Origin of the sequence: Microbacterium sp. LKL04 (genome assembly GCF_900102005.1) — a bacterium.
Lineage (GTDB): Bacteria > Actinomycetota > Actinomycetes > Actinomycetales > Microbacteriaceae > Microbacterium.
Window position 1 is genome coordinate 646,230 of record NZ_LT627736.1, and the last position, 15,120, is coordinate 661,349.

15 protein-coding genes are annotated in these 15,120 nt (G+C 67.0%); 8 read left to right on the plus strand and 7 right to left on the minus strand.

Annotated features, from left to right (window positions below):
• The first annotated feature begins 32 nt into the window (after positions 1 to 32).
• Positions 33 to 1,052: a quinone-dependent dihydroorotate dehydrogenase gene (locus BLP38_RS03195; RefSeq protein ID WP_091352795.1), complete on the plus strand. Its 1,020-nt coding sequence runs from the start codon at positions 33 to 35 to the stop codon at positions 1,050 to 1,052.
• A 65-nt stretch (positions 1,053 to 1,117) separates the two neighbouring features.
• Here BLP38_RS03195 and BLP38_RS03200 read toward each other — a convergent pair whose 3' ends face one another.
• Positions 1,118 to 1,678 (minus strand): DUF3043 domain-containing protein, encoded by a 561-nt coding sequence (locus BLP38_RS03200; protein ID WP_091352799.1) that lies wholly within the window; start codon positions 1,676 to 1,678, stop codon positions 1,118 to 1,120.
• Between the two features lie 52 nt (positions 1,679 to 1,730).
• Between BLP38_RS03200 and BLP38_RS03205 the strand changes: the two genes are divergently transcribed.
• From BLP38_RS03205 to BLP38_RS03225, 5 genes are all read left to right on the plus strand, one after another.
• Positions 1,731 to 3,122 (plus strand): dipeptidase, encoded by a 1,392-nt coding sequence (locus BLP38_RS03205; RefSeq protein ID WP_091352802.1) that lies wholly within the window; start codon positions 1,731 to 1,733, stop codon positions 3,120 to 3,122.
• Positions 3,123 to 3,238: 116 nt separating this feature from the next.
• On the plus strand, positions 3,239 to 3,604 hold the full coding sequence (gene erpA / locus BLP38_RS03210) for an iron-sulfur cluster insertion protein ErpA (RefSeq protein ID WP_091352806.1): 366 nt from the start codon (positions 3,239 to 3,241) through the stop codon (positions 3,602 to 3,604).
• Between the two features lie 113 nt (positions 3,605 to 3,717).
• Positions 3,718 to 4,617 (plus strand): aa3-type cytochrome oxidase subunit II, encoded by a 900-nt coding sequence (gene ctaC / locus BLP38_RS03215; protein ID WP_091352809.1) that lies wholly within the window; start codon positions 3,718 to 3,720, stop codon positions 4,615 to 4,617.
• The gene (ctaD, locus tag BLP38_RS03220) at positions 4,617 to 6,359 is read left to right on the plus strand and encodes an aa3-type cytochrome oxidase subunit I (protein WP_065570793.1); all 1,743 of its coding nucleotides are present in this window, start codon (positions 4,617 to 4,619) and stop codon (positions 6,357 to 6,359) included. Before ctaC ends, ctaD begins: the two co-directional genes overlap by 1 nt.
• The gene (locus BLP38_RS03225; RefSeq protein WP_091352812.1) at positions 6,360 to 6,794 is read left to right on the plus strand and encodes a cytochrome c oxidase subunit 4; all 435 of its coding nucleotides are present in this window, start codon (positions 6,360 to 6,362) and stop codon (positions 6,792 to 6,794) included.
• A gap of 306 nt (positions 6,795 to 7,100) precedes the next feature.
• Here the strand turns inward: BLP38_RS03225 and BLP38_RS03230 are convergent, their stop codons facing one another.
• The 5 genes from BLP38_RS03230 to ctaE all read right to left on the minus strand — a co-directional run bounded on the left by BLP38_RS03230 (position 7,101) and on the right by ctaE (position 12,010).
• On the minus strand, positions 7,101 to 7,526 hold the full coding sequence (locus BLP38_RS03230) for a rhodanese-like domain-containing protein (RefSeq protein WP_091352815.1): 426 nt from the start codon (positions 7,524 to 7,526) through the stop codon (positions 7,101 to 7,103).
• 78 nt (positions 7,527 to 7,604) lie between these two features.
• Complete coding sequence (qcrB, locus tag BLP38_RS03235; protein WP_091352818.1) at positions 7,605 to 9,428, minus strand: cytochrome bc1 complex cytochrome b subunit; 1,824 nt, start codon at positions 9,426 to 9,428, stop codon at positions 7,605 to 7,607.
• Positions 9,425 to 10,501 (minus strand): cytochrome bc1 complex Rieske iron-sulfur subunit, encoded by a 1,077-nt coding sequence (gene qcrA, locus BLP38_RS03240; RefSeq protein ID WP_091352821.1) that lies wholly within the window; start codon positions 10,499 to 10,501, stop codon positions 9,425 to 9,427. Before qcrA ends, qcrB begins: the two co-directional genes overlap by 4 nt.
• Positions 10,502 to 10,540: 39 nt before the next feature.
• A complete protein-coding gene (gene qcrC, locus BLP38_RS03245) occupies positions 10,541 to 11,341 on the minus strand; it encodes a cytochrome bc1 complex diheme cytochrome c subunit (protein WP_091352823.1) in 801 nt (266 codons plus the stop codon).
• A 24-nt stretch (positions 11,342 to 11,365) separates the two neighbouring features.
• Positions 11,366 to 12,010: an aa3-type cytochrome oxidase subunit III gene (gene ctaE / locus BLP38_RS03250; RefSeq protein WP_091352826.1), complete on the minus strand. Its 645-nt coding sequence runs from the start codon at positions 12,008 to 12,010 to the stop codon at positions 11,366 to 11,368.
• 122 nt (positions 12,011 to 12,132) lie between these two features.
• On the opposite strand from ctaE, the gene trpD reads away from it, so the two are divergent.
• Positions 12,133 to 13,185, plus strand: coding sequence for an anthranilate phosphoribosyltransferase (trpD, locus tag BLP38_RS03255; protein ID WP_091352829.1), 1,053 nt, complete (start codon positions 12,133 to 12,135; stop codon positions 13,183 to 13,185).
• 7 nt (positions 13,186 to 13,192) lie between these two features.
• Positions 13,193 to 14,185 carry a PHP domain-containing protein gene (locus tag BLP38_RS03260; protein ID WP_091352832.1) on the plus strand — a complete coding sequence of 331 codons (993 nt, stop codon included), beginning with the start codon at positions 13,193 to 13,195 and terminating at the stop codon, positions 14,183 to 14,185.
• 4 nt (positions 14,186 to 14,189) lie between these two features.
• Here the strand turns inward: BLP38_RS03260 and BLP38_RS03265 are convergent, their stop codons facing one another.
• A complete protein-coding gene (locus tag BLP38_RS03265; RefSeq protein WP_091352834.1) occupies positions 14,190 to 15,107 on the minus strand; it encodes a 5'-3' exonuclease in 918 nt (305 codons plus the stop codon).
• Between the last annotated feature and the right edge of the window lie 13 nt (positions 15,108 to 15,120).

Here is a 15,120-nt window from a genome sequence, read left to right on the forward strand (position 1 = left end):
CCACGCGAGCGCCGCCTCTAGGCTGGGAGCCGATGTATCGACTCCTCTTCGACCTCGTCCTGCGCCGGCTCGACCCCGAGACCGCCCACCACCTCGGAATGGCGGTCATCCGCCTCGCCGCGGTGCCCCCGTTCTCCGCGGTCGCTCGCGGGCTGACCAGGCCGGATCCGGAGCTCCGGACCGAGGCCCTCGGTCTCGTCTTCGACTCGCCCTTCGGCATCGCCGCCGGGTTCGACAAGAACGCGATCGGCGCTCTGGGGCTGCACGCCCTCGGGTTCGGGCACATCGAAGTGGGGACGGTCACCGCGATTCCGCAGGACGGGAACCCGCGTCCGCGGCTGTTCCGCCTGCCCGCCGATCGCGCGCTCATCAATCGCATGGGATTCAACAACGAGGGCGCGGCCGTGGTCGCCGAGCGGCTCGCCCGCATGCGCCGCCGTCGTCGGCGCCCTGTCCTCGGCGCGAACATCGGCAAGTCCCGCGTCGTCGACGTCGCCGACGCGACGGCGGACTACGTCGCGAGCACGCGACTCGTCGCACCCGTCGCCGACTACCTCGTGGTCAACGTGTCGTCGCCGAACACACCCGGACTGCGCGGGCTGCAGGCCGTCGAGACCCTGCGGCCGCTGCTGACGGCCGTGAAGGATGCCGCCGGCGACACGCCCCTGCTGGTGAAGATCGCCCCGGACCTCTCCGACGAGGAGATCGATGGCATCTCGACGATGGCGGTCGACGCCGGTCTCGCGGGGATCGTGGCAACGAACACGACGATCGCCCGGAGTGGGCTGACGACGGATGCCGATCAGGTCGAGGCCATGGGCGCGGGCGGACTCTCCGGCGCGCCCTTGCGCGAACGCTCGCTCGAGGTGCTCCGTCGGGTCCGCACGGCAGTCCCCGCCGAGTTCTGCGTGATCGCCGCCGGGGGAGTGGAGACGGCCGACGACGTCCGGGAGCGGCTCGCGGCCGGCGCCGACCTCGTCCAGGGCTACAGCGCGTTCGTCTACCGCGGACCGCTGTGGGGACGACAGCTCAACCGAGGCCTGGTGCGCTGAGACGCGGCATCCTGCCGCAACGACGAAGGGCCCGCACGATCTCGTGCGGGCCCTTCGTCGTGAGGTCAGTTCGGGTACTCGCCGCGCTTGACCTGCGGCTTCGGCAGACGCATGAAGCGCATCTGCACCGACCGCATCGCGGCGTACCAGCCGAGGCCCTTCTCGCGGCGGTCGCCCCATTTGGCAGCGGCGAGTTTCTTCACCTTGCGCGAGAGCAGCGCCATGTCGGCGACCACGAAGAGCAGGTAGGCCCAGAGCCCGACGTAGGCGTAGAACACGATGGCCGTGTTCGGAACGAGCGCGAAGAGGATGACGATCACCAGCAGCGGCATGATGAGCTCACCGAAGTGCCATCCGGCGTCGGTGTAGTCGCGGGCGAACCGGCGCTGGGGGCCTCGGTCGCGGGGAGTCAGGTACCGCTCGTCCCCGTTCGCCATGCCGACGCGGGCCTTCTCCCGCTGCGCGGCGAGCTCGGCCTTCGCGCGGGCGCGCGCCTCCTTCGTGTTCGCGACGAGAGGCCGCTTGCGCGCCGCTTCCTGCTCGGCGCGCGTGGGCGTCGGGCGGTTCTTTCCCGAGCCGACGGGTGCGTCGGGGGCGGTGTCGGCGGGGGGCGGTGTCTTTGCCACGGGGCGGTTCCTCGGAATCGGCGAAAAAGGCGTGCGACATAAGATTACCCGCATGACCTCCGACACGACCCGGTCCGCTGCGGTGCGGGAGGCGGCCCTCACCCAGGTCCCCGCCGCCCTCGCCGATCTGGGAGCCCTCGTCCGCATCCCGTCCGTCGCCTTCCCCGGCTTCGACCGTGCTGAGGTGCAGCGCAGCGCCGAAGCGGTGAAGGCGCTCGTGGACGATCTCGGTATCTTCGAGCGCGTCGAGATCAAGACCGCCGTCATCCCCGAGACGGGGGAGGAGGGGATGCCGGCCGTCCTCGCGACGCGCGCGCCCCGCAACGGTCGGCCGACGATCCTTCTGTACGCCCACCATGACGTCCAGCCGGTCGGCGACGAATCGCTGTGGGAGTCCCCGCCGTTCGAGCCGACGCTGCGCGACGGCCGCATCTACGGCCGCGGCGCCGCAGACGACAAGGCCGGGATCATGGCCCACATCGGAGCTCTCCGCGCCCTGAGAGCCACGCTCGGCGATGACTTCGACCTGGGCGTGAACCTGTTCTTCGAGGGCGAGGAGGAGGCCGGTTCGGCATCGTTCGCGCAGTTCTTGAACGACAACGCCGACGCACTCCGCGCCGACGTCATCGTCGTCGCCGACTCCGGCAACTGGGACTCCGAGACTCCCGCGCTGACGGTGTCGCTGCGGGGAAACGCGCGCTTCACCCTGGACATCGAGACGCTCGACCACGCCTCCCACTCGGGAATGTTCGGCGGCGCCGTCCCGGACGCCATGATGGCGGCGGTGACCTTGCTGGCGACCCTCTGGGACGAAGATGGAGCCGTTGCGGTGGAGGGTCTGACGTCCCGGGATGCCGCGACCCCGCCGTACTCGGAGGAGACCCTTCGAAGCGAAGCCGGACTGCCGGAAGGCGTATCGCCCATCGGGCGTGACGAGATCTTGAGCCGGATCTGGAACAAGCCCTCGATCACCATCACGGGAATCGATGCGCCCAGCGTCCGCAACGCGTCCAACACCCTGTCTCCGAAGGTCACGGTGGTCATCAGCACCCGCGTGGCGCCCGGACAGGCCGCGTCCGAGGCGTTCGACGCGATCGAGGCGCACCTGCGCGCGCACGCGCCGTTCGGATCGCGCCTGAGCTTCCGTGACGTCGACTTCGGCAACCCGTTCCTCGTCGACACCTCAGGCCCCGCGGTTGAGAAGGCGCGGGCCGCTCTGGAGAGCGGATACGGACGGACCCCCGTCGACATCGGCGTGGGCGGGTCCATCCCGTTCATCGCGGATCTCGTCCGGGAGTTCCCGGGCGCGGAAATTCTCGTCACCGGAGTGGAAGACCCCCACGCGCGGGCGCACAGCCCGAACGAGTCGCTCCACGTCGACACGTTCCGTCACGCGTTGCTCTCCGAAGCGCTCCTGCTGGAATCCCTCGACGCATCCGAATGATCCGCGCGTGCGGATCCCCGCGTCGCCCGACCAGACCGCGCGACGCGACGTAGAATCGAGTCAGCACGCCGCCCCCGTTCCTGAAGAGCACTGGCGGCCCGACCATGGGGAGAGTCATGACCGACATCGCCACGCAGTCCACCGAGACCGTTCCCGCACACGGCGTCGCCCTCACCGAGGCAGCGGCCGACAAGGTGAAGAGCCTGCTCTCGCAGGAGAACCGCGATGACCTGCGTCTGCGGGTGGCCGTGCAGCCCGGCGGATGCTCGGGTCTCATCTACCAGCTCTACTTCGACGAGCGTTACCTCGACGGCGACCAGACCGTCGACTTCGATGGTGTCGAGGTGATCGTCGACGACATGTCGGTGCCCTACCTCGACGGCGCGAAGATCGATTTCAAGGACACGATCTCGGAGCAGGGCTTCACGATCGACAACCCGAATGCTGCGGGCAGCTGCGCCTGCGGCGACAGCTTCCACTGATCCATCCCGGGTTCCCTCCGTGGCCCCGGCATCCTGAGCGGATGGCCGGAATCCCGTAAGAGGTTGCCCTAGACTGGCATGAGTCTGACCTTCATGTCCCCGAAAGGTGCACCGTGCGCGTCAACCGCCGACTCCGTTGGGTAGCCCTCCCGCTTGCGATCGCCTCCGCGGTCACGCTCGCGGCGTGCAGCCCCACAACAGCGAACGGCTTCCTCCCCGGTTTCGATGAGGGAGGCGGGCAGGCGACGAACCACACGTCGATGATCGCGGGCCTCTGGACCACGTCCTGGATCGTCGTCCTCGCCGTCGGCGTCATCACCTGGGCCCTCATGGGCTGGGCGGCGATCGCCTACCGTCGCCGCAAGGGGCAGTCGGGTCTTCCCGTCCAGCTGCGCTACAACATGCCGATCGAGATGTTCTTCACGATCACTCCGGTGATCCTCGTCCTCGGCTTCTTCGCCTTCACCGCGCGTGACCAGGCGATCCTCGAGACGCAGTACGAGAACCCCGATGTGTGCGTCACCGCCATCGGCAAGCAGTGGGCCTGGGACTTCCAGTACAACGGCAACAACTGCGACGAGCCGCAGGACCCGGTGTGGACCATGGGCGTCCAGGCGCAGACCGACGCCGAAGGCAACATCACCAACGAGATCCCCGAGCTCGTTCTGCCCGTGAACAAGAAGGTCACGCTCCAGCTCGAATCGCGTGACGTCATCCACTCGTTCTGGATCGTGGACTTCCTCTACAAGAAGGACATGTACCCCGGCCGCGAGAACTACTGGTCCTTCGAGCCCACGAAGGAAGGCACGTTCGTCGGCAAGTGCGCCGAACTGTGCGGCCAGTACCACTCGATGATGCTCTTCAACGTGAAGGTCGTCTCCGAGTCCGAGTACGAGACCTACATCGCGTCGCTGAAGGCCAAGGGTCAGACCGGCGACATCGACGACGCATTCGACCGGCAACAGAACGCGCCCGGCACCGGCGCGCCCGCCGCTGAGGGAGAGCACAACTGATGGCCACCATCGCACCTCCGGCCCCCACGCTTCCCCCTCGCCAGGCTGCGCTCCTCAGCAGCTCGCGCGTCGAGCACAAGGGCAACATCGTCGTCAAGTGGATCACCTCCACGGACCACAAGACGATCGGGTACATGTACCTGATCGCCTCGGTGCTGTTCTTCATGCTCGGTGGCGTCATGGCGCTGATCATCCGTGCCGAGCTCTTCGAGCCCGGCATGCAGATCGTGCCGACGAAGGAGCAGTACAACCAGCTGTTCACGATGCACGGCACGATCATGCTGCTGATGTTCGCGACGCCGCTCTTCGCGGGCTTCGCGAACGCGCTGCTGCCGCTGCAGATCGGTGCCCCCGACGTCGCGTTCCCGCGTCTGAACGCCTTCGCTTTCTGGCTGTTCACCTTCGGCTCGACCATCGCCGTCGCCGGCTTCCTCACCCCGCAGGGTGCAGCGGCATTCGGATGGTTCGCCTATCAGCCGCTGGCAGGCGAGAGCTTCAGCCCCGGCGCCGGCGGTGACCTGTGGATGCTGGGTCTCGGCATGAGTGGTTTCGGCACGATCCTCGGTGGCGTCAACTTCATCACCACGATCATGACGATGCGTGCTCCCGGCATGACGATGTGGCGCATGCCGATCTTCAGCTGGAACACCCTGGTCACCAGCATCCTGATCCTGATGGCCTTCCCGGTGCTCGCTGCAGCGATCTTCGCCGCTGCGGCGGACCGCATCCTCGGCGCTCACATCTACGACCCGGCCAACGGCGGTGTCCTGCTCTGGCAGCACCTCTTCTGGTTCTTCGGACACCCCGAGGTCTACATCATCGCGCTGCCGTTCTTCGGCATCGTGTCGGAGATCTTCCCGGTGTTCAGCCGGAAGCCGATCTTCGGATACAAGACGCTCGTCTACGCGACGATCGCCATCGCTGCCCTGTCGGTGTCCGTGTGGGCCCACCACATGTACGTGACCGGCGCCGTCCTCCTGCCGTTCTTCGCGCTGATGACGATGCTCATCGCCGTCCCGACGGGCGTGAAGATCTTCAACTGGATCGGCACGATGTGGCGAGGCTCGATCACCTTCGAGACCCCGATGGTCTTCGCGCTCGGCTTCCTCGTCTCGTTCGTCTTCGGTGGTCTGACCGGCATCATCCTGTCGTCGCCGCCGCTCGACTTCCACGTATCGGACTCGTATTTCGTCGTCGCGCACTTCCACTACGTGGTCTTCGGAACCGTCGTGTTCGCGATGTTCGCGGGCTTCTACTTCTGGTGGCCCAAGTGGACCGGCAAGATGCTGAACGAGCGCCTCGGCCTCGTCCACTTCTGGCTCCTGTTCATCGGCTTCCACATGACCTTCCTCATTCAGCACTGGCTGGGTGCGGACGGCATGGTCCGCCGCTACGCCGACTACTCGGCAGCGGACGGCTGGACGTGGCAGAACCAGGTCTCGACAATCGGTTCGATGATCCTCGCGGCATCCATGGTTCCGTTCCTCCTGAATGTCTGGATCACGGCACGCACCGCACCTCGCGTCACGGTCAACGACCCGTGGGGCTACGGCGGATCGCTCGAGTGGGCGACCAGCTGCCCGCCGCCGCGACACAACTTCACATCCATCCCGCGCATCCGCAGCGAACGCCCGGCCTTCGACCTGAACCACCCCGAAGCCGGCATCCCGGTGGGCGTGGGACCCGCGAAGGACGCGCCCGACGCTCCGGTTGTCGATCTGTCGAACGGTGAGGTCAAGTAAGTGAAGACCAACGTCAACCTCTGGTGGGTGCTGGCGGCATTCTTCGCCCTCGTCGCCGTCGTGTACGTCGGCTGGAACATCCTCGCCCACCCGCAGCTGCCGGTGTTCAACCGGATCGAGTGGGTCGGGTCCGTGGGCCTCGTCTTCGTGACGATGATGGCCGCGATGATCGCGTTCTACTCGAGCCGCGTCGAGAAGGCTCAGGGCGGCACGCTTCCTGAGGACTCGCTCACGGCGGACATCGATGACGGCGACCCCGAGATGGGCGAGTTCTCGCCCTGGTCCTGGTGGCCTCTCGTCCTCGCTGGTTCGGCCGCGATCGCCTTCATCGGCCTCGCCGTCGGCGAGTTCATGATCCCGATCGGCGTCGGCATCTTCGTCGTCGCCATCGTGGGCTGGGTCTACGAGTACTACCGGGGCTACTTCGCCCGCTGAGTCATGCGTTTCCGGGCGTCGATTACCACGTCGCCTCAACGAAGCCGTCCGCCACAAGACGTGGCGGGCGGCTTCGTTCGTAGGCCCTCGGAGGTCTTTCGTAGGCCGCGGAAAAGCCCCCAGGCGGCCCAGTCCTGATGAGCGGTGTTCAGGAGCGGGGAGGACCTTGCTGAGAGCCCCGCTGGGCCCAGCGCAAGGGCCCTGAGCGCGGGGTCCGATCATCTCCCGCGGTTGGGCGGATCTCCGGGTGCTCACGCGTCGGCAGGCAGCGCTCTCCGAGACCGGGTCGCTGAACGTGCGGTCGTGTCAGCGCTCCGCGCGGACCGGCATGACCAGAGGATCGAATCGGCGGGGGAGCGGCCCGTTGACGTCCTCGACGGGGAGTCCCTCCCTCGCCCAGTACTCGAATCCACCGATCATCTCCCGTACTGAGTAGCCGAGACGCGCGAACTCCGCGGCGCCCCGCGCCCCGCCGTTGCACCCCGGGCTCCAGCAGTAGACGACTACAGGGATATGCGACGCGATCTCGCTCACGGCACGCGACGCGATCTCACGGTGGGGCATGTGGATCGCGCCTGCGGCGTGCCCCTGATCCCAGGCCTCGCCGTTGCGCACGTCGACGAGCACGAACGGATCGCTCGCGTGCTGGGCCGCGTAGACATCACTCGGGTCGGTCTCGACGAGGAGCTTCGTCTCGAAGTAGGACAGGACGACTGCGGGGGAGAGGGTCATGTCATCGACGCTACGCAGGAACAACAGCGGCGGGGTCCGACCTCTCGGTCAGACCCCGCCGCTTTCCTGCCAGAGCGGTCAGTCGCTCGGGCGGTCGTTCTTCTTGTTGGAGTCCTCGTCCACCACGATGATGTTCGACGGACGGTTGGCCGTCTCCGGGTTGTGGCCGTCATCGATCGGGTGGAGCGGGGCATCGACCGCGCCGGCACGCTCGTGCGCGCCACGGATCTCTTCCTGCTCCTCGTGGTCGATGTGCTCGAGCTCGTGGTGCTGGTGATCGATCGCGGCATCCACTTCGGCTTGCGTGACCGGGGACAGACGGTCTTCGAAGAACCACCGCGACAGCGAGGCGCGGACGTTCTGGTGCCACGGGATGCGACCGTTGTCGTTCGGACGAACCACGAGGGGCTCGTGAACCTCGAAGTCGATCAGTTTCACACGCTCGTAGGCGTCGACGGGCTGGTGGACCTCGATGTACTCGCCGCCGGGCAGGCGGACGATGCGACCCGACTCGTAGCCGTGGAGCGCGATCTCGCGATCCTTCTTCTGCAGGGCGATCGCGATGCGCTTCGTGACGAAGTATCCGACGATCGGACCGATGAACAGCAGCGCCTGCAGGGAGTGGATCACGCCTTCCATCGTCAGGTGGAAGTGCGTCGCGATGATGTCCGACGAGGCGGCGGCCCACAGGACGGCGTAGAAGATCACACCGGCCACACCGATCGCAGTGCGCGTCGGGGCGTGACGGGGGCGCTGTGCGATGTGGTGCTCGCGCTTGTCACCGGTGACCCACGCCTCGATGAAGGGGTAGATCGCGACGAGCACAATGAACACGCCGAGCACGGCGACCGGCAACAGGATCCCAAACGAGAAGGTGTGGTCGAACAGCACCAGGTCGAGGTTGGACGGCGCCAGACGCAGCGCTCCGTCGGCGAATCCGATGTACCAGTCAGGCTGGGTACCCGCGGAAACGGGGGAGGGGTCGTACGGTCCGTAGTTCCAGATCGGGTTGATCGTGAACATCGAGGCGATGAGCACCAGGACACCGAACGTGATGAACAGGAAGCCGCCCATCTTCGACATGTAGACCGGGACCATCGGGTAGCCCACGACGTTGTCGTTCGTGCGGCCGGGGCCGGCGAACTGCGTGTGCTTGTTGATGATCATCAGCATCAGGTGGGCTGCGATCAGGGCGATGAGGATCAACGGCAGCAGCAGGATGTGCAGCGTGTACAGACGGCCGACGATCGCCGTACCCGGGAACTCGCCGCCGAAGAGGAGGTACGAGGTCCAGGTACCGATGAGCGGGAGGCCCTTGATCATGCCGTCGATGATGCGGAGCCCGTTGCCCGAGAGGAGGTCGTCGGGCAGCGAGTAACCCGTGAAGCCGAGCGCCATCGCAAGGATGAACAGCACGAAGCCGATCACCCAGTTGAGCTCGCGCGGCTTGCGGAATGCACCCGTGAAGAACACGCGGAGCATGTGCACGCCGATGGCCGCGATGAACAGCAGAGCCGCCCAGTGGTGGATCTGACGAACCAGGAGACCGCCGCGCAGGTCGAACGAGATGTTCAGCGTCGACTCGAGCGCAGCGGACATCTCGATACCGCGCAACGGAACGTAGGCGCCGTTGTAGTGCGTCGGAGCCATCGATGCTTCGAAGAAGAAGGTCAGGAACGAGCCCGACAGGAAGACGACGACGAAGCTCCACAGAGCGATCTCGCCGAGCATGAACGACCAGTGGTCGGGGAAGATCTTGCGACCGATCTCCTTGACGAGGCCCGAGATGCTCGTGCGCTCGTCGATGTAGTTCGCCGTCGCGCCGATGAACCGGCCGCCGAGGGGCTTTTCGGCCGGCGTGGCGAGAGCGGTAGCCGGCGCTGATTCAGTCGAGGTGCTCAATGACGCTCCCAGAAGCTGGGCCCAACGGGCTCTTCGAAGTCGCTCTTCGCGACGAGGTAGCCCTCTGCGTCCACCGCGATAGGCAGCTGCGGGAGCGGCCGTGCGGCCGGGCCGAAGATGACTTCGGCACCGCGCGACACGTCGAACTGCGACTGGTGGCAGGGGCAGAGAAGGTGGTGGGTCTGCTGCTCGTACAGCGCGACGGGGCATCCGACGTGCGTGCAGACCTTCGAGTACGCCACGATCCCGTCATAGGACCAGTCGAGGCGGTTGTACTCGGCGGGGAGCTGCTCGGGGAGCAACCGCATGAGGAGGACGATCGCTTTCGCCTTCTCCTCCAGGTAGCCCTCGAGGTGACCGAGATCCTTGAGGGACTCGGGGATGACATGGACGGCCGAGCCCAGGGCGACGTCAGCCGCGCGGATCGGAAGGCCGGAGGGGTCGTGCGCCAGGCGCTCGCCTTCCTTCCACATCGTGTGCTTCAGAAGTGCGACCGGGTCACCGGCCAGCGGGTTCTCCTCGGAGGAGTGCGGAGCCAGACCGCGGAAGAGCGTGACGCCGGGGACGATCGATGCGACGACCGCAGCGATGAGGCCGCCTCGGATCGCGGTGCGACGCCCGAAGCCGGACTCCTCGTTCGCCTGGCGGAAGACGTCGACGGCGGCTTCGCGCGTCGACTCCTTGCCGCGGGTCGAGTGACGGGCCTCGATGTGCTCCTTGTCGGGCATGATCGCCTTCGACCAGTGGATCGCCGCGATCCCGATGGTCAGAAGAGCGAACCCGATCCCGAGGCCGATGAAGAGGTTGTTGCTCCGGATGTCTCCGAAGTTGCCGCTCTCGATCGGGAAGAGCATGTACGCGGCGACAGCCCAGAGGCTCGCAGCGAGTGAGATGTAGAACAGCGTGTAGACGGTGCGGACCGCGCGGCTCATCGCCGCCGGGTCCTTGTCGGTCATCCGCTCGCGGTGGGGCGGCAGACCGGGGTTCTGCACGGGGTCGGCGACCGCGACGACGAGTCCCGACGAAGGCCGGTGAGCCTTCTCGAGCGCCTGCGGCTCTTCCTCGTGTGACATTGTGCTCCTCGTCCTGGAATTCTCTTCGTCAGTGTTAAATCAGTTGGACTTCGCGGTGATCCACACCGAGATGCCGATCAGCGTGCCGATGCCGAAGATCCAGATGAACAGGCCTTCGGAGACCGGACCGAGGGATCCGAGGGTGAAGCCACCGACCGGCTCGCTCTTCTGCAGGTACATCAACGACGAGATGATGTCGCGCTTCTCGTCGGGCGTGATGGTCATGTCGTTGAACACGGGCATGTTCTGCGGGCCGGTGACCATCGCCGCGTAGATGTGCAGGGGGCTGGTCTTCGTCAGCGCGGGGGCGTACTTGCCCTCGGTCAGCGCGCCACCTGCTGCGGCGACGTTGTGACACATCGCGCAGTTGATGCGGAACAGCTCCGCACCCTCGGTGAGGTCGCCTTCGCCGTCGAGGATCCGCTTGTCCGGGTACGTCGGGCCGGGAGCCACGGACTGGACCCACGAGGCCATCGCCTTGATCTGGTCTTCCGTGAACTGCGGTGCCTTCTGCGGAGCCTGGGGACCCTGGGCCTGCAGCGGCATGCGGCCCGTGGAGACCTGGAACTCGACCGACAGCTCACCGACGCCGTAGAGCGACGGGCCGTCTTCCGTGCCCTCGAGATCGAGGCCGTGGCACGTCGCGCAGTTCGCCTGGAACAGCTTCTTGCCATCCTCGACGGTCAGCGTTGAAGCCGAGTCGGTGGAGGAGGTCGAGGCCATCGCCGCGGACGCGCCGGCGTAGATGCCACCCGTGAGCAGCAGGCCGACGCCGATCAGAGCGGCGGCCGCCCACTTGCTGCGACGGCCCGTGTGCCGACGCGGGGTCTTGGATGCCATTGAGGAACTCAGCTCCGCTCTGTATTACCGGATGAAGTAGATGACGGCGAAGAGGATGATCCACACGACGTCGACGAAGTGCCAGTAGTAGGACACGACGATCGCGGAGGTCATCTCCTTCCGGCCGAAGTTCTTGACCGCGAATGCACGCCCGATGATGAGCAGGAAGGCGATGAGGCCACCCGTCACGTGGAGGGCGTGGAAACCGGTTGTGATGTAGAAGGCGGAAGCGTAGGAATCCGCGCTGATCGGCAGCCCTTCCGCGACCAGCGTGGCGTACTCCCACACCTGGCCGGAGACGAAGACGGCACCCATGATGAAGGTCAGGTAGAACCACTCGACCATGCCCCACTGGCGGAAGTTCCAGATTGATCCGCGGCGGTAGGGCTGGAAGCGCTCGGCGGCGAACACGCCGGCCTGCGCGGTGAACGACGACAGCACCAGGATGAGCGTGTTGACGGCCGCGAAGGGCACGTTCAGCAGCTCGGTTCGGCTGGCCCACAGCTCCGGCGAGGTGTTGCGGATCGTGAAGTAGATGGCGAAGAGGCCGGCGAAGAACATGACCTCGCTGCCCAGCCACACGATCGTGCCGACGGCAACGGGGTCCGGTCGTTTCACCGAACGCAGCGCCTGGTTGTATGTCGCGGGAGTGGTCGTCACACTCCCCATTATGGCCGATGTTGGGGGAGGGTTTCGCATTCCTGAAGGTACTTCCGTCTTTCCGTGGCGTCAGGGCGGTCGATGGGCCCGCCGGGAGTCGGCTGTCAGAGTGCTGAGTAGGATCGGGGGTCATGGCGGACATGTACTCCTGGCCCGAGATCCTCACCACGGTGCTGGACCGGAAGGACCTCAGCGTGTCCGAATCCACCTGGGCGATGCGCCAGGTGATGCAGGGGGACGCGACGCCTTCGCAGCTCGCCGGTTTCCTCGTGGCACTTCGCGCGAAGGGCGAGACCGTCGACGAGATCGTCGGGTTCCGCGACGCGATCCTCGAGGCGGCGGTACCCCTCCCGGTCCGCGCGGATGTGCTCGACATCGTAGGCACGGGCGGTGATCGTTACGGGACCGTGAACGTGTCCACGACCGCATCCGTGGTGGTGGCGGCCAGCGGCATCCCGGTGGTCAAACACGGCAACCGCGCGTCGAGCTCGAAATCGGGCTCGTCGGATGTGCTGGCGGCACTCGGCGTCGACCTCACCCAGTCCCCGGAGCGCGTCGCCGAGGTACTCGACGAGGTGGGCATCACGTTCGCTTTCGCGTCGGCGTTCCACCCCGGCTTCCGGCACGCGGGACCGACACGCGCCGAGCTCGGCATCCCGACGGTCTTCAATTTCCTCGGGCCGCTCTGCAACCCGGCACGGGCCGAGGCGAACGCGGTCGGCGTCGCCCACCTCGACCGCGTCCCGCTCATCACCGGTGTCTTCCAGACTCGCGGAGCGACCGCGCTGGTCTTCCGCGGCGACGACGGCCTGGACGAGCTCACGACGACCGGCCACAGCCGGGTGTGGGAGATCAGCCGCGGCGACGTTCGTGAGCACGATCTCGATCCCCGCGATCTCGGCATCCCTCGCGCGGACATCGCGGACCTGCTGGGCGGCGACGCGACTCACAACGCCGAGATCGTCCGGCGGGTGCTGGACGGCGAGGCGGGGCCGGTGCGCGACATCGTCCTTCTGAACGCGGCCGCGGGGATCGTGTCGTACCGCCTGTTCCGGGATGCCGCCGAGCTGCAGCGTCCCTTCGTCGAACGGCTCGCCGACGCGTACGCAGAGGCCGGCGCCGCCGTCGACTCCGGCGCCGCGCGCGCCAAGCTCGACGCCTGGGTCTCGGCGAGCGGACGCTGAGCAGACGATGGACCCGATCGAGGCGCTCACCGAGATAGCGGAGCTCCTCGAGCGCGACCGCGCTTCGCGCTACAAGTCCAAGGCCTTCCGTGCCGCGGCCGACACGCTCGCGGGGCTGAACGCCGACGAGCGTGCGGACGTCGGCCGCCTCCGATCGCGCAAGGGCATCGGCGACTCCACCTACAAGGTCATCGCCGAGGCGCTCTCCGGTGAGGTGCCGGCCTACCTGGCCGAGTTGCGGAACCGGGTCGCACCCATCGAGCAGTCTCAGTTGCGCTCGCTGCTTCGCGGTGACCTCCACGCCCACTCCGAATGGTCCGACGGGCTGACTTCGATCGACCTGATGGTCGATGCGGCACGCGCTCTCGGACACGAGTACCTCGCGCTGACCGACCACTCGCCGCGGTTGCGGGTCGCGCGCGGACTGTCAGCCGAGCGGCTGCGTGAACAGCTCGCAGTGATCCCGGGCTTCGCGGATGAGTCGTTCACGCTGCTGAGCGGGATCGAGGTCGACATCCTCGACGACGGTTCCCTCGACCAGGAGGATGATCTGCTGCGCACGCTCGACGTGGTGGTGGCCTCCGCGCACTCCGCCCTGCGGATGGAACGGGCGCCGATGACGCGTCGGCTCGTGGCCGCCGCATCCGACCCTCGTGTGGACGTCCTCGGTCACGTGACGGGGCGACTCGTGTCGGGCTCTCGCGGCACGCGCCCGCCGTCGGTGTTCGATGCGCGGGCCGTGTTCGAGGCCTGCGCCGAGCATGGCACCGCGGTCGAGATCAATTCCCGACCGGAGCGCGAGGATCCTCCCGACGACCTGGTGGCGCTGGCCCTCGAGATCGGATGCCTCTTCTCGATCGATTCTGATGCGCATGCACCCGGTCAGCTGTCGCTACTGGATCATGGCGCCGTCCGGGCGGAGCGTGCGGGTGTTCCCGCGGAGCGGATCATCACCACCTGGCCGCTCGCACGGTTGCGGGAGTGGACATCGTCTCGGTGAGTCGTCAGGCCCGGGCGGACAGCGCCTCGGCCGCGCGCGTCGCCGATGAACCCAGCGACCAGGCTTTCGCCAGCGTCGCGAGCTCTGCGTCGTCGGGTGCCGTGATGCGAGCGTCGACCTCCGGCAGTGGGAGGTCTCGCACCACCTCGACGACGCGTGGTGCGACGTCGAGGTAGTCCGCGGCGGACAGGACCTTCGTTCTCACGCCCGCGCTCATGCCCTCGCCCGCTTCCGCGGCGCGGCGGATGCCGGCGAGATCGCCGTGCGCCGCGAGGAGGGTCGCTGCGGTCTTCTCGCCCACGCCCGCAACTCCGGGGAGTCCGTCTGACGCGTCTCCGCGCATCGCGGCGAAGTCCGCGTACTGCGAGGGCAGGATGCCGTATTTGGTGACGATCGCGGCGTCCGTGAGCTCCTCGAGCTTGCTCATTCCGCGACCGGTGTAGATGACCCGGATGCCGCGCGAGTCATCGACGAGCTGGAAGAGGTCCCGGTCTCCGGTGATCACGTCGACGGGCAGTGCGCTCGTCGATGCGAGGGTGCCGATCACGTCGTCGGCCTCGTGCTCTGCGGCACCGACGATCTGGATGCCGAGCACCCCGAGGGCTTCGCGGATCACCGGTACCTGGATCTCGAGGGGATCCGGGACCTCCTCGACGTCCGGTGCTGCGGCGACGGCTTCGGCGACCCGATGCGCCTTGTACGAGGGGATGAGGTCGACGCGCCACTGGGGCCGCCAGTCGTCGTCCCAGCATGCGACGAGGTGCGTCGGTTCGTAAGTGGCCACGAGCTTCGCGATCATGTCGAGGAACCCGCGGACCGCATTCACCGGGCGGCCGTCCGGCGCCTTGACCGTGTCGGGCACGCCGTAGAAGGCGCGGAAGTAGAGGCTCGCGGAGTCCAGCAGCATGAGGCGTTCGGTCACGCGCTCATCCTCG

Bases quoted from the DNA above. Each gene is read 5' to 3' on its own strand.
- BLP38_RS03195 (WP_091352795.1), top strand. From the start codon at position 33: ATGTATCGACTCCTCTTCGACCTCGTCCTGCGCCGGCTCGACCCCGAG.
- BLP38_RS03205 (WP_091352802.1), top strand. From the start codon at position 1,731: ATGACCTCCGACACGACCCGGTCCGCTGCGGTGCGGGAGGCGGCCCTC.
- erpA (WP_091352806.1), top strand. From the start codon at position 3,239: ATGACCGACATCGCCACGCAGTCCACCGAGACCGTTCCCGCACACGGC.
- ctaD (WP_065570793.1), top strand. From the start codon at position 4,617: ATGGCCACCATCGCACCTCCGGCCCCCACGCTTCCCCCTCGCCAGGCT.
- BLP38_RS03230 (WP_091352815.1), bottom strand. From the start codon at position 7,526: ATGACCCTCTCCCCCGCAGTCGTCCTGTCCTACTTCGAGACGAAGCTC.
- qcrA (WP_091352821.1), bottom strand. From the start codon at position 10,501: ATGTCACACGAGGAAGAGCCGCAGGCGCTCGAGAAGGCTCACCGGCCT.
- qcrC (WP_091352823.1), bottom strand. From the start codon at position 11,341: ATGGCATCCAAGACCCCGCGTCGGCACACGGGCCGTCGCAGCAAGTGG.
- ctaE (WP_091352826.1), bottom strand. From the start codon at position 12,010: ATGGGGAGTGTGACGACCACTCCCGCGACATACAACCAGGCGCTGCGT.
- trpD (WP_091352829.1), top strand. From the start codon at position 12,133: ATGGCGGACATGTACTCCTGGCCCGAGATCCTCACCACGGTGCTGGAC.
- BLP38_RS03260 (WP_091352832.1), top strand. From the start codon at position 13,193: ATGGACCCGATCGAGGCGCTCACCGAGATAGCGGAGCTCCTCGAGCGC.